Raw genomic sequence first — 13,123 nt, forward strand, 5'->3', positions numbered from 1 at the left:
CCCGTCCTCCGCCAACGGCGACGGACCGGCATCGACACGCCGAGCGCCGCCCACCGACGAGGTGAAAGGTGAACCGTCGACCTTCATCATCCATGGGTTCTCGGCGCGGGGCAGTCGTGAGCACGCTCGGATCGGCGGGACAGACGCTTGTGGGCGAAGCACGGTGGTGTCGGAACAGGGCCGACGTGGCGTGCGGTCGCCCGGAGGTTCGGGGATCGCCTGCCGGGCGACCCGCCCGCCCGGACACGGTGCGTGACCGCTCTGGGCCCGCGTCATGCTGCGACAGCACGCCGCCGGGGCCCACGGTCGAGCGATCAGCGGCGACCCGTGTCCCGACCGCGCCGCGCGGGATGATCTCGTGAGCATCCGACGCACCGACCGGAGTGCGCGACTCGGGAGCAGGAGAGGCGGGCTGTGGCAGGCAGAGCAGGGGCGCGTATCCCCGTCGTCATCGTCGCGGGGTTCCTCGGCGCGGGGAAGACGACGCTGCTGAACCATCTGTTGACCAATCGGGCCGGGGTGCGGATCGGCGTCGTGGTCAACGACTTCGGCAGTATCGAGATCGACGCGATGACAGTGGCGGGCCAGGTCGACTCGATGATCTCGCTCGGCAACGGTTGTCTCTGCTGCGCGGTGGACACCAGCACGATGGACGAGCTGCTCGACCGGCTGGCCCGGCCCTCGGCCGGGATCGACGTCATCGTGATCGAGGCGAGCGGGCTGGCCGAGCCGCGCGACATGATCAGACTCGTGCTGGCCAGCGAGAACCCGCGCGTCGAGTACGGCGGGCTCGTCGAGGTGGTCGACGCCGCCGAGTTCGAGAGCACGCGGTCTCGGCATCCCGAGCTGGGCACCAGACTGTCGTTGGCCGATCTCATCGTGGTGAACAAGGCCGACCGAATGCCCGTCGAGGCGCGGCCCGCGCTGCTCGCGACGGTGCGGGCGTCGAGCCCCGGCACGCCCGTGATCACGACCTCCCACGGCCGGGTCGATCCAGAACTCCTCTTCGAGCCGCCGGATCGGCCTCGCCCCACCGAGCGGTTTGGCCAGCTCTCCTTCGATCAGCTCACCTTCGAGGACGGCGACGCCGGGCGCTCCGGTGCTTGCGAGGCCGGGCCCGACTCGGGACGACGCGAAGGCGGGCAACACGACGACGGCTGCGCGGACACCGCCCATCTGCACCACGCCTACGAGACCGTCTCCTTCACCTCCGACACGCCGCTGCACCCCCGACGGCTGATGGCCTTCCTCGACGACCGGCCGCCGGGGCTGTACCGGATGAAGGGCTTCGTCTACTTCGGGGTCACCGGCTACCGGCAGAAGTTCGGCCTGCACACCGTCGGCGCGTTCCTGCGCTTCCGACGCTCCCGATGGTCGGCAGGCGAGGACCGCACCACCCGGCTGGTGCTGATCGGCTCGGGGATCGACGCCGAGGCCGTCCGCGCGGCGCTGGCGGCCTGCGTCGAACCACGATCGGCCGAGGTGACCGAGCAGGACATGCTCTGCGTGCTGAAGTTCGTCGAGTCCTGAGGGCTGCTCGCGGCACGACTCGGCTTCCCCAGGACTCACCTCACCCGGCCTCGGCGCCGCACGATTCGGCACCGCCGGACTCGGCAGCACGCGGCTCGGCACCGCGCGCTGCCCAGGACCGGCCCGGCCGATGGTCGCCTCGACGGTGCGGGCCTTGCGCACCGCAGCAGTCGCTCCGGCTCTGCCCCTCGAAGAGCCGGCGAACGATGCTGATCACCACGGCCGCCGCGCCGGGTCAACCGGTCGTTCTCGTCCAGTCGCCCGAGAACGAACCGACGACAAGCGACGACAACCGACGACGCACCGCCGCGAGACACCTCGGGTGCCGCCGTCAATGCCCGCGACGCCCCACCACCCGTCCCGTCCGCTCAGTCCAGCACCAGCACCGGCTGCTCCGGACAGTCCAACCACAACGTGTGCGTGCCGTCGGGTGTGATGGTGAGCCCGTACCTGGCGGGCTCCGGCCTGCCGTGCTCATTCCAGAGCCGGGCGATCCGCATGTAGTCGTCCCAGAGGTCCCGGATGCCGCCGTGCACGACGGCGGCCCGGGAGGAGCCGATGAACCTCGCACGGGCCCAGGAACCGGTCGCGGGATCGCCGAGCACATGCGCCTCCCCGCCCCCGTCGTGCCGGATCACCTTGTGCACGTCGGGATGGACCAGCGCCCGCAGGCACTCCAACGGTCGGGCGCCGAGGAAGTCGGGGAATCCGTCGGTGCGGACGGCACTCTGCGCACCGTCCTCTGTGGTCATCTCGACGATCTCGCGGCCGGTCGGCGTCCGATAGGCCGGATGCGGCCGCAGCCGCATGAACGCGGCGTAGTCGGTGAACGGGCCGAGCGCCCGCCCCTCGTCGTCGACCGTGAGCCGCGCCAGGGCGTAGCCGAGGTTCACCAGGATCACCCCGCCCGGCACGACCTGGCGCAGCCAGGACACGGGCACCCTGGCCACGCCGCAGGTGGCGATCAGCCGGTCGTACGGCGCGTATTCGACGACGCCCTGTGTGCCGTCGCCGATGATCAGGTGCGGGTGCTGGCCGAGCCCGTCGAGCGCGTCGCGAGCCCGCACCACCAGTCCGGGATCAATGTCGATGCTGGTCACCGTGTGGTCGCCGAGAACATGGCAGAGCAGGGCGGTGTTGTAACCGGTTCCGGTGCCGATCTCCAGCACCGAGTGTCCTTCTCGGACGTCCAGCCGCTCCAGCATCAAGGCCATCAGGCTGGGCGTGGTGGAGGAGCTGGTGGCGGTGCCGCCCGCATCGCGCTGGGTCAGCAGGTTGGTGTCGCGGTAGACGGCCTCCAGCGCGAGCGGCCGGTCGACGGTGAGATCGAAGAGGGTCTGCTCCCCGGTGGGACTGCTGACGATGAATCGGTCGACGAATGCCTCGCGCGGCACCGTGCGGAACGCCTCCAGCCAGCGGCGGCTCTGGAGGTAGCCGCCCGATCGCAGCGAATCGGCCAGCCGGTGGCGCAGGCGGTAACTGTCGACGGTGGTGATCATGTGCACGCTCCGATGAGTTTCCTCGGCCGGTGGCGGCGATGTGGCGGGAGAGAAGGAGACGTCCCGTCGGGCCTGCCGTCGGCGTGGTGGCTTCCAGGGGCGGCCGAGCGCCCGCAGGGCGAAGGGCTCGGCGGTGCGGGATCGAGGCCGGGCGCCTCAGCGGCGCCGAGGCCTCGTTCTCGACCGTGACCGGCGAGCGGCGCAGGCGGGCCGGGCCGGGTCACTCGACCCGGCGGCTGCGGCCGAGGCGGCAGGCCCCGATGCGGCCGACGGACGGCGCGGCGCCGGGGGCTCCGCCGGTCCGGGCTCCTCGGCGGGCGGCGACGCAGGAAGCGTCGAGGGGTTCGGCGCCGGGCGTTGGGACGGGATCGGCGCCGGGGCTCCGCCGTCGGTGTCGTCCGGCGGGGCCACCGCCACGGGAACGACGGCGCGCTCCCGGCGAAGCCGGACGCAGTCACGAGTCTGCGGCACACCCGAGGTCATGGCGCACGCACACCGAGGACGACGGCGGATCCACTCTGGACGAGCGAATCTCGGTCGATGAGACGGGTCATGGACTCCCCCTTGATTGACACGCACAGTGCTCGTGCGGACACTCAGAGTGTCCATCCTGGTGGGCTCGCGAACATTCACAGTCCATGCACAACCGCCTACGCTGTGAAGTCAACCGCACGGGCCTGCCACGCCACGAGTCCCCGGTACGGGGGCGCGACCAGAAGAGAAGAGACGAAGTCATGGTCGAGGACGCATCCCATGTCGGCGCCGCCATTCGTCGCGCACGACTGGCCGCCAACCTCACCCAACCCCGGCTTGCCAGGCAGGCCGCCGTCTCACTCAGTCTTCTCGGCAAGGTCGAATGCGGCGATCGGGTCGCGACACACGCTCTGCTCGCCGCCGTGTCGCGGGCGTTGAAGATTCCGGTCGAGCGACTCACCGGCCAGCCCTATGCCGACAATCACCGTGACGAACAGACCCACCGCGCCGTGGAGGCGTTACGCACGGTACTGCGGCACTACGACCTGCCCGGCGACGTCACGCCGCGCCCGCTGGCCGCGCTGACCGCCGACGTCGAGTCGATCGCCCGGATGCGACGCAACGCCCAGTACGGCGCGCTAGCCGCGCGGCTGCCCTCACTGGTGGAGGAGCTGACCGCCGCGAGCCAGCTGGCGGGAACCACCAACGCACACCACGTCTTCGGGCTGCTGGTCACCGTCTATCACGCCACGCACACCCTGCTGCACCGCCTCGGCTACGCCGACCTCGCCGAGTCCGTCGAACACCATCTCGCCCACGCCGCCCACCGGGCGAGCGATCCGCTGGCGGGCGGACTCGCGCACTGGGCACGAGTGCAGAGCTTCCAGTCGGCGGGCGACTACGCCCACGGGCTTCGCCTGATGGACGCCGCCCGCGCCGAGCTCGACGACACGCTGCGGGCGCCCGACGAGGCGGCCATCACCGTCTACGGGAGCCTGCATCTGCGCTCGGTCACCCTCGCCTCGCGGGCGGGCGACGCGGACACGGCACGATCGCACCTGGCCGCCGCGCGTGACCTGGCCAGGGATCTGAACACCGACCACGTCCACTATGGGCTGACCTTCGGCCCGGCGAACATCACCACCCACGAGGTGGCCGCGCACGTCGAACTGGGCGACGGCGCGGCGGCGCTCACCGCCGCGACGGGCTGGGCGCCGCCACGCACGATGCCCAGGACCCGCCGGGGACATCACCATCTCGACCTGGCGCGGGCGCACCTGATCCTCGGCGACCGACACAGCTGTCTCAACGCGCTCCAGCACGCGAAGCACATCGCACCCCAGCAGACGAGGTTGCATCCGATGGTGCGGGAGACCACCTCGGTGCTGATCAGCCTGTATCGCAGGTCGCACCCCGAGCTGTCGCACTACGCGGACTGGCTGGGGCTCACCGCCTGAGCGGTGGGGGCGGCGGGCGTCCGGGTCGGCGGCACACCGTCGACTTCGGATGCCGTCGCCCCGGCGACCGGGCCGTCGCGGAAGGCCCGGTGCGTCCGGACCGGACCGAACCGCCGACGCAGGCCCGATTCCGAGTTCGGCGAGCGGGTCAGTCCCGTGTCCGTGCGGCCGACAGCGCCGCGCCGGACAGCCCGTCGAATATGGCCCGCATCACGTACATCACGTACATCACGTAGTAGAGAATCGGGTCCCGACGCAGGAGAAACCCAGGTCAGCAGGTGTCGGCCCCGCGCACGCGGGGATGGTCCCGCGCAGCAGACCCAGGACATCCCAGCGCACGCGTCGACCCCGCTGCGGGGCGGGTCCTGACCCGCTACGGCCAGAGGGTCAGTAGCCGTCCCCACTCGACAGCCCGGCTCCCGGCGCACCGTCCTCTCCCCGCGAGGCGCGGAGCCGCAACGGTCAGCCCGTCACCGTGTACGTCTCCCCCGCCGTCGCCTCGATCAGCAGCGTCGCGCCGTCCCGGTCGGCCTCGACGGCGGCGCCTGCGGAGTCGGTGACCGCCACGGCGTCCGCGCCGGCCGCGAAGCGTCCGACGGCGATACGCAGCGGACCGTCCCGGCCCGTGTGCAGCTCCGCCCTGGTCGGCACGCCCGCCGCCCACTCGACGTCCACCGTTACGTCGCCTCGGGCCCGGAGTCCGGCCACCGAGCCGGTGTCCCAGGCCGACGGCAGGGCGGGCAGCAGCTCGACGACGTCCAGGTGGCTCTGCACCAGCATCTCGGCAACCCCGGCTGTGGCGCCGAAGTTGCCGTCGATCTGGAACGGCGGGTGGGTGTCCCAGAGGTTCGGCAGCGTCGAGTGCATGAGCTGTTCGGCCAGCATCGTGTGGGCGTGGTCGCCGTCCCACAGCCGCGCCCAGAAGTTAATCTTCCAGGCCTTGCTCCAGCCGGTGCCGCCGTCGCCGCGTGCGGTCAACGAGACCTCGGCGGCCACCGCCTCCGGTGTGCCCGGCTCGATCGCCGCGCCGGGATGCAGGGCGAACAGGTGCGAGACGTGCCGGTGGTCGTTGCCGGGGTCGTCCCAGTCCTCCTTCCACTCCTGAAGCTGTCCCCACGACCCGATCCGGATGCCGGGGTCCAGCTCGGCGAGCGCGGCACCGAGCCTGGCGCGGAACTCCTCGTCCTCGCCGAGCTGTTCCGCGGCGGCCAGGGTGGTGGTGAGCAGGTGCGTCACGATCTGCTGAGACATCGCCGCGCCTGCGGAGAAGTCGCCCTGTTCGGGGGAGTAGCTCGGCGAGACCACCAGCGAACCGTCCCGAGGGTCGGTGTGCAGGGTGTCCAGCCAGAACTCGCTCGCCTCCCGCATCACCGGATACACGACGTCGCGCAGGTAGGCCTCGTCGCGGGTGAACAGGTACTGGTCGTAGAGCTGCTGGGTCAGCCAGCCTGCGGCCTCCGGGAACCAGAATGACGTCGCCCAGTCATGGACCCCGGTGAAGCCGAAGGGGTTGGTCTCGTTATTGACCAGCCACCCGGCCGCGCCGTGCATCGTCTCGGCGGTGCGCCTGCCGGGTGCGCGCAAGGCATCGACGAACTCGTCGTAGGGGCCGGTGGTCTCGGCCAGGTTGGTGGTCATCGCGGGCCAGTAGTTCATCTGCAGGTTGATGTTGACGTGATAGTCCGAACTCCACGGCGGCGCGGTGGAGTCGTTCCAGACGCCCTGAAGGTTCGCGGGCAGCGAGCCGTCCCGCGAGGAGGCGATGAGCAGGTAGCGCCCGTAGGCGAAGAACAACGCCTCCAACGCCCGGTCGTCGGTGGACGCACCGCCCGTGTAGTCGGCGAGCAGGGCGTCGGTGGTCTTCGTCGGCGGCTGCTGGCCGATGTCCAGCCGCACGCGGTCGAACAGGGCGGTGTGGTCGGCGACGTGGTCGGCGCGCACGGTCGAGAATCCCGCCGTCACGGCCTGATCGAGCGTCTCGGCGACCCGGCCGTGCGGGTCGACGCCCCGGTAATCCGGGTAGGAGTCGGCGTAGTCGGTGCCGGCCGCCAGCAGCAGGGTCACCGTGTCGGCGCCGCTGACGGTGATCGAGTCGCCGCCGGAGGTGATGCTGCCTCCGTCGGCGAGCACCTGGATCTGCGTCTCGTAGCGCAGTCCGTTGTCGGGCAGGGCGCCCCGCAGGGTCAGTCGGCCGTCGGCGACGGAGACGGTGTGGCCCGCGTGCGGCGACTCCGTGCGCAGGATGAACGACACCGAGCCCGGCCGGTCCGCGCCCAGTCGGCCCGCGATGACGCCGTGCGGGTGGCTGGCGAGGTATTCGCGCTCGTGACGGACCTCGCCGTCGCGATAGGAGACCCGCGCGACGGCCTCGGTCAGGTCGAGTTCGCGTCGATAGTCGGTGGGTTCGGCCGGTGCGTCGGGGAAGTCCAACAGGACATCGCCGAAGGTCTGATAGGCACCGAAGCCGCGTTTGGGCAGGCCCAGGCGGTCGGCGACCGACTCCGGCGTGGCCCGCAGCTCGGCGTCGAGTTCCGCCTGAACCTCCTCGATCGCGCCGGGACGCGGCTCGACCCAGTCGCCGTGGTCGTAGCCCTGGACCGAGCCGGGCCCGCCGGTCCACAGGCTCTTCTCATTGAACTGGAGGCGCTCGCCTGCCACGCCGCCGAAGACGGCGGCACCGAGGGCTCCGTTGCCGATGGGCAGTGACTCGGACTCCCAGGACTCGGCGGGTTCGTCATACCAGAGGGTCATTCCGTCGGCGACCTCCGTCGAGGATGGACGGTCCAGTGTCATGGCGGGCGACGCCAGGCCGATGATCAGCAGCGTCGACAGGCCCAGCACGCCCCAGCCCGCGCGGCGGGAACGGGTTGTGGTCGGGCCGGTCGGGATCGAACCGCGTGGCGTCGAACGGAAGCTCCGTCTCATCTGACTCTCCTTAACCACGAAGTGCTCTCGATGTCAGCTCGTCCTGCGGGCGGCCTGCCGGGTCTGGTCTGATGTCAGCTCACCGCCCTGGGGTCCCGGTAGCCGAGGCCAGCTCAGGTCTGCCCTCGGCCGCTGGCGAGTCGGGCGACCATCAGCGCGAGGAGGATCAGTCCGCCCTGGATGGCCTGAATCCAGAACGAGGACACCTGGGCGAGAGTCAGCAGGTTGTTCACGACCCCCAGCAGCAGCACGCCGGTCAGCGCGCCGAGCATCGTCCCCCGCCCGCCGTCCAGGCTGATGCCGCCGATCACCGCCGCCGCGAACACGGTGAAGACGAGGTTCTCCCCCTGGTTGGCGCTGATCGCGCCGACATAGCCGGTCAGGATCAGGCCGCCCACGGCGGCTAAGGCGCCCGCGATGACATACACGCCCAGCAGCACCCGGTCGACGCGGATGCCCGCCGTCCTGGCCGCCTCCCGGTTGCCGCCGATGGCGTACAGCGCGCGGCCGAGGCGGTGTCGGCGCAGCAGCAGCCCGGCCACCGCGAACGCGGCGGCGGCCAGCCACACCGACATCGGAATGCCGAGGAAGGTCGTGGTCGCGACGGCGAAGAAAACCTCCGGCATGTCGAAGAGGGTCTGGCCCTCGGTGAGGCCGACGTGCAGGCCGCGCAGCACGATGAGCATCGCCAGCGTCACGATGAAGGCGTTGAGCTGGAAGCGGACGATCAACACGGCGTTGAGCAGCCCGACCAGCGCCCCCGCGACGACGGCGGCGAGCAGGCCGACGGCGGCGGGCAGCTCGGCACCGAGTCCCGATGAGGCGACCGGCAGCACTAGGAGCGCGCCCAGCGCGGGTGCCAGGCCTGCGGTGGACTCCACGGAGAGGTCGAACTTCCCGGAGATCAACACCAGCGACTCGGCGAGCACCAGCATCGCCAGGGCGGCCGAGGCGCCGAGGATGCTGATCAGGTTGGCGTAGGACAGGAAGTTGGGGTGGACGAAGGCGCCCGCGACGAGCAGGGCGACGATCGCGGGTAGCAGGGCCAGTTCCCGCAGCCTGCCTGCCAACGGCCCGCGCCGGACTGCCTGCGGCCGGGCGCCGGTCGACTCCACGGTGTCGGTCACGTCGAGATCCCTTCGATCGAGGACACCAGGTCCGCGTCTCGCCAGCCCGCCGGATGCTCCGCGACGATCACGCCTCGGAGCAGGACCAGGACGCGATCACAGCGCCGGAGGTCGTCGAGTTCGTCGGAGACGAGGACCACGGCCGTCCCCTCGGCGCGCACCCGGTCGAGTGCGTCGAGCAGCGACTCCTTGGACTTCACGTCCACGCCTGCGGTGGGGTTGATCAACACCAGCAGGCGGGGATCGGTGGCTAGTGCGCGGGCGGTGACCACCTTCTGCTGATTGCCGCCGGAGAGCGACGCCACCGGCTGATCGAGGCCGTCGGCATGCACGTCCAGCTCCTCGGTCGACCGCGCGGCGACGGCGGCGCGGGAGCGCGACGAGACGAACCCGGCCCGGCCGAGTCGGCCGGTGACGGTCATGGTGGCGTTCTCCGCCACCGACAGCTCGGGGACCAGGCCCTGTTCGTGGCGGTCGCGGGGCACGCAGCCGACGCCTGCCGCCAGCGCGGCGGGAACGTCGCCGGTGGGACAGATTCGACCGCCCAGCCGCAGGTAGCCCTCGGCGACGCGCAGACCCGCGAGCGACTCGGCCAGCTCGACCTTCCCGCTGGCGCTGCTGCCCGCCAGGCCGACGACCTCGCCCGCGCGCACGACGAGGTCGACTCCGGCGAAGCGATCACCGTGGAAGCCGGTCAGGCGCAGGACCTCCGGCTCCTCCGTCCCGCCCCTCGGCGCGGTCAGGCCGGTGCCCAGCTCCGCCGCCTCCCCGGTCATCGCCGCGACCAGGTCGGCCCGACCCAGCTGATCGACCGGTGCGGTAAGCACGTGGCGGGCGTCGCGCAGGACGGTGACGTCCTGACACACCTCGTAGACCTCGCGCAGGTGGTGCGAGATGAACAGGAAGGTGACGCCGCCCTCCTGGAGGCGCCGCATCCTAGTGAAGAGCTGCTCGATCTCGGCGCTGTCGAGCTGCGCGGTCGGCTCGTCCAGCACGATGAACCGGGCACCGAAGGAGAGGGCCCTGGCGATCTCGACCAGCTGCCGGTCCTCGATCGACAGCTCCCGCACCTGCCGGTCCACGTCGACCTCGACGTTCCATTCGTCGAGCAGCTCCCGTGCCGCGCGGCGCAGTCGTCGCCAGTCCACCAGCCCGAGCCGACCCGTCGGCTGCCGGTTGAGGAACAGGTTCTCGGCGACGGTCAGGCCCGGCACCACGGTCGGTCGCTGGTAGACGCAGGCCACGGCCCTCCGCCACGCGTCGCGGTCGGCGGGCGGCGGGGCGGGGCGCCCGCCGAGACGGACCTCGCCCGTATCGGGCCGTTCCAGCCCGGTGAGCAGTCGGACCAGGGTGGACTTCCCGGCTCCGTTGCGACCCACCAGGGCGTGCGATCGGCCTGCGACCACACGGAGACCGACGTCGTCGAGGGCGACGGTGGAGCCGTAGCGGCGGTGCACGGCGACGGCCTCGACGAGCGGCGGCTCGACGCCGGGTGGAGGAGTCGACTTCGGATGCGTCATGACGCCGGGCCTTCCTGTGTCGCGGTGCGGCGGGGATTGCGCAGTCGGGGCGGACGGGCGCGCATCCGGCGTCGGAGGGGCTCACGCCTGGATGCGCGGGCGGCCGGTGCCGCCGCAGGCCCGAGACCGCGTCGTCGAGGCCGCAGGGCGACGGCCGGGGCCGGGGTTCGTCGCGCGCCGTGCGGCGGTCGAGCCGGAACCGGCCGATCCCCTGCCGTGCTGGGACATCCGACCGAGAACGACTCGGTATGAGCCGTTCATCGACTCGGCGGACCTTGCGGTTCCGTGCCGTCGTGCGAATTCGTCGAGTTCGTGGGCGGTCCCCCGGTCCCTTCGTCACAAAGGTCTGCGGCCTGCCGGAATCGGTGCCCGCGTCGGCTACTCCGTCTCGTTCTCGTTCTGCGCGGGCGGGTTGTCCGCCCGGTCTTCGCCGGCCCGCCTGCTCGACCGATTCCGCCGTGCAGGCTGCGGCGCCGGTTCAGCCCACGGTGTTGCCCCACAGCGCGGGATCTTCGACGTTGTCGATGTCGACCAGTGGTGTCGGCAGTTGGTCCTCCAGTAGGCCGTTGGGCAGTTCGACGATCTCGCTGCCGTGCGCGGTCGGTCCCGGCGCGAAGGTCTCGCCTGCCATCGCGGCCTTGAGGTAGGACAGGGCCGTGCCTGCGTAGCCGTCGGCGGGCTGGGAGAGCGTTGCGTCGATCTCGCCTCGGCGGATCGCGTCGAGTTCCTGCGGGATGCCGTCGTTGGAGACGATGACGATGTGGTCGGCGTGGCCGCGTTCGTGCAGCATTCCCCGGCCGCGCAGGGTCTGGAGCGCGGGCGCCAGGTACACCCCGCCCGCCTGGAGGTAGACGCCCGCGATGTCGGGTTCGGCGGTGAGGAGGCCGTCGAGCTGCGCGGCGGCCGTCTCGCCGTCCCAGTTCGCCGGGATGTCGAACACCTCGATGTCGGGGTGCCGCCGGGCCATGCAGTCGTGGAAGGCCTCGGACCGCTCTCGACCGTTCACCGAGGACAGATCGCCCTGGATCTGGACCACCTTCCCGGCGCCGATCTCCTCCCCCAGATAGCGGCAGGCCTGGTCGCCGTAGGCGCGGTTGTCGGCGCGCACCACCATGACGACCTCGCCGTCCTCCGGGGCGACGTCCACGGCGACGACGGGGACGCCGCGCCGCTGCGCCTGGTTGAGCCCCGCGACGATGGCCGCACTGTCCAACGGGGCGACCACCAGACCGGCCACCCCCTGGTTCAGCAGGTTGTTGATGTCGGTGATCTGCTGCGCCGGGTCGCCCGCCGAGTTCACCGTCGGCAGCACGTCGACGTCCTGTTCGGCGGCCAGCTCCGGGACGTAGTCGTTGTAGGACTGCCAGAACGGCGAGGTGAGCATCGGGAGCACCACGCCGACGTGACCGCCGTCCCCGACGGGTCCGAGGATGTCGGCGGTGGTCCCGCAGCCTGCGATCAGGAACACCGCCAGTGCCGTCGTCGAGAGTCGCCGTCGCCGTCCGCCCGTGCCCATGTCCGTCTCCTCGGCTGTCGACCGGCGCCCGAGACGAATCGCCTCATTGTCCGACCATTCCGGACCGCGACAATGTCCGAACAGCCGACTACGCCGTGTTTCTCGGAGATTTCTCCACTATTACGCGGAATTGGTAGGATCACTTCTACTCGCGGGGGCGAAAGCGTGTCAAGAGCCGCACCGCAGGCCGCTCCTCACCACAGTCGGCGTCGATCACCGCCGATCGGCCGAGTCGGCTAGACCGAGAGGACGGACGGAATGGACACCGTGCGAGACGAGTTCCCCGGCCGATTCCCGGATCGCTCGTCCACGAGCGTCGACTCCGCCGGGCGGGCTCCGGCTCGCACGGCGCCCGCAGCCTCGGCGAGCGGTGCGGCCGCCGAGGCGGGCCGGACGTCCGTCACCCAGCGGACGATCGAGCAGGTGAAGACGATGATCGCCGAGGGCGAGCTGGTCGCTGGCCAACAACTGCCGACCGAACGGGACTTCGCCGCGCTGCTGGGGATCTCCCGAGGCTCGGTGCGCGAGGCGATCCGCGCGCTGACGATCCTCGGCATCCTGGAGACCCGCCACGGCGCGGGCGTCTACGTGACGGGGCTGCGCCCGGGTGATCTGCTGGAGACCTTCGGCGTGGTCGCCGAGATCTCCCGAGGCCAGACGCTCGTCGAGCTGTTACAGGTGCGGCGGGTGCTCGAATCGGCGGCCACCGCGACCGCCGCCGCCCGCATCACCGAGGCGCAACTGGCCGACGTCGCCGAACACCTGGATCGCATCGGGCGCGGCGGCAGCGTGGAGGAGATCGTCGCCGCCGACCGCGACTTCCACCAGACGATCGTGCACGCGGCGGGCAATGATCTGCTGACCGCGATGCTCGACGGCCTGTCCTCCCGCACCTTCCGGGCCAGGGTGTGGCGGGGCCACGAGGACGCGGCGGCGGTCGGCAGGCTGTGGCAGGAGCACGAACGGATCTACCTCGCCCTGGCCGCCCGCGATCCCGATGCGGCCCGGGCTGCGGCGGCGGCCCACGTCTTGGAGGTGGAGAACTGGCTCGCCGCCAACCTCACCGGACGCTGAC

Annotated in this window: 8 protein-coding genes; 3 read left to right on the forward strand and 5 right to left on the reverse strand. The window is 71.3% G+C overall.

The genetic code is table 11. The features are described 5' to 3' along the window. The first annotated feature begins 414 nt into the window (after window positions 1–414). Window positions 415–1,530, forward strand: a complete 1,116-nt coding sequence (locus UA75_RS18710) for a CobW family GTP-binding protein (RefSeq protein WP_075741354.1) — start codon at window positions 415–417, stop codon at window positions 1,528–1,530. A gap of 368 nt (window positions 1,531–1,898) precedes the next feature. Here the strand turns inward: UA75_RS18710 and UA75_RS18720 are convergent, their stop codons facing one another. Continuing rightward, entirely contained in the window at window positions 1,899–3,029 is a 1,131-nt protein-coding gene (locus UA75_RS18720) for a methyltransferase domain-containing protein (protein ID WP_075741356.1), read from the reverse strand. 734 nt (window positions 3,030–3,763) lie between these two features. Between UA75_RS18720 and UA75_RS18725 the strand changes: the two genes are divergently transcribed. Beyond that, a complete protein-coding gene (locus tag UA75_RS18725; protein ID WP_075741357.1) occupies window positions 3,764–4,960 on the forward strand; it encodes a helix-turn-helix domain-containing protein in 1,197 nt (398 codons plus the stop codon). A gap of 462 nt (window positions 4,961–5,422) precedes the next feature. On the opposite strand, the gene UA75_RS18730 is transcribed toward UA75_RS18725, so the two are convergent. The 4 genes from UA75_RS18730 to UA75_RS18745 form a co-directional block, all read right to left on the reverse strand. Further along, the gene (locus UA75_RS18730) at window positions 5,423–7,885 is read right to left on the reverse strand and encodes a glycosyl hydrolase family 95 catalytic domain-containing protein (protein ID WP_232237317.1); all 2,463 of its coding nucleotides are present in this window, start codon (window positions 7,883–7,885) and stop codon (window positions 5,423–5,425) included. A gap of 113 nt (window positions 7,886–7,998) precedes the next feature. Further along, entirely contained in the window at window positions 7,999–9,012 is a 1,014-nt protein-coding gene (locus UA75_RS18735) for an ABC transporter permease (RefSeq protein WP_083683318.1), read from the reverse strand. Continuing rightward, entirely contained in the window at window positions 9,009–10,532 is a 1,524-nt protein-coding gene (locus tag UA75_RS18740) for a sugar ABC transporter ATP-binding protein (protein ID WP_075741358.1), read from the reverse strand. Before UA75_RS18740 ends, UA75_RS18735 begins: the two co-directional genes overlap by 4 nt. A 478-nt stretch (window positions 10,533–11,010) precedes the next feature. Further along, a complete protein-coding gene (locus UA75_RS18745; RefSeq protein WP_075741359.1) occupies window positions 11,011–12,048 on the reverse strand; it encodes a sugar ABC transporter substrate-binding protein in 1,038 nt (345 codons plus the stop codon). Window positions 12,049–12,306: 258 nt separating this feature from the next. Here UA75_RS18745 and UA75_RS18750 point away from each other — a divergent pair, with 258 nt between their 5' ends. Further along, the gene (locus UA75_RS18750) at window positions 12,307–13,122 is read left to right on the forward strand and encodes a FadR/GntR family transcriptional regulator (protein ID WP_083683320.1); all 816 of its coding nucleotides are present in this window, start codon (window positions 12,307–12,309) and stop codon (window positions 13,120–13,122) included. Window position 13,123: the final 1 nt, after the last annotated feature.

The organism is Actinoalloteichus sp. GBA129-24 (genome assembly GCF_001941645.1).
In the GTDB taxonomy this organism is placed as follows: Bacteria; Actinomycetota; Actinomycetes; order Mycobacteriales; family Pseudonocardiaceae; genus Actinoalloteichus_A; species Actinoalloteichus_A fjordicus.

Coding starts and splice junctions, on each gene's coding strand:
- UA75_RS18745 (WP_075741359.1), bottom strand. CDS start 12,048: ATGGGCACGGGCGGACGGCGACGGCGACTCTCGACGACGGCACTGGCG.
- UA75_RS18720 (WP_075741356.1), bottom strand. CDS start 3,029: ATGATCACCACCGTCGACAGTTACCGCCTGCGCCACCGGCTGGCCGAT.
- UA75_RS18750 (WP_083683320.1), top strand. CDS start 12,307: ATGGACACCGTGCGAGACGAGTTCCCCGGCCGATTCCCGGATCGCTCG.
- UA75_RS18730 (WP_232237317.1), bottom strand. CDS start 7,885: ATGAGACGGAGCTTCCGTTCGACGCCACGCGGTTCGATCCCGACCGGC.
- UA75_RS18725 (WP_075741357.1), top strand. CDS start 3,764: ATGGTCGAGGACGCATCCCATGTCGGCGCCGCCATTCGTCGCGCACGA.
- UA75_RS18740 (WP_075741358.1), bottom strand. CDS start 10,532: ATGACGCATCCGAAGTCGACTCCTCCACCCGGCGTCGAGCCGCCGCTC.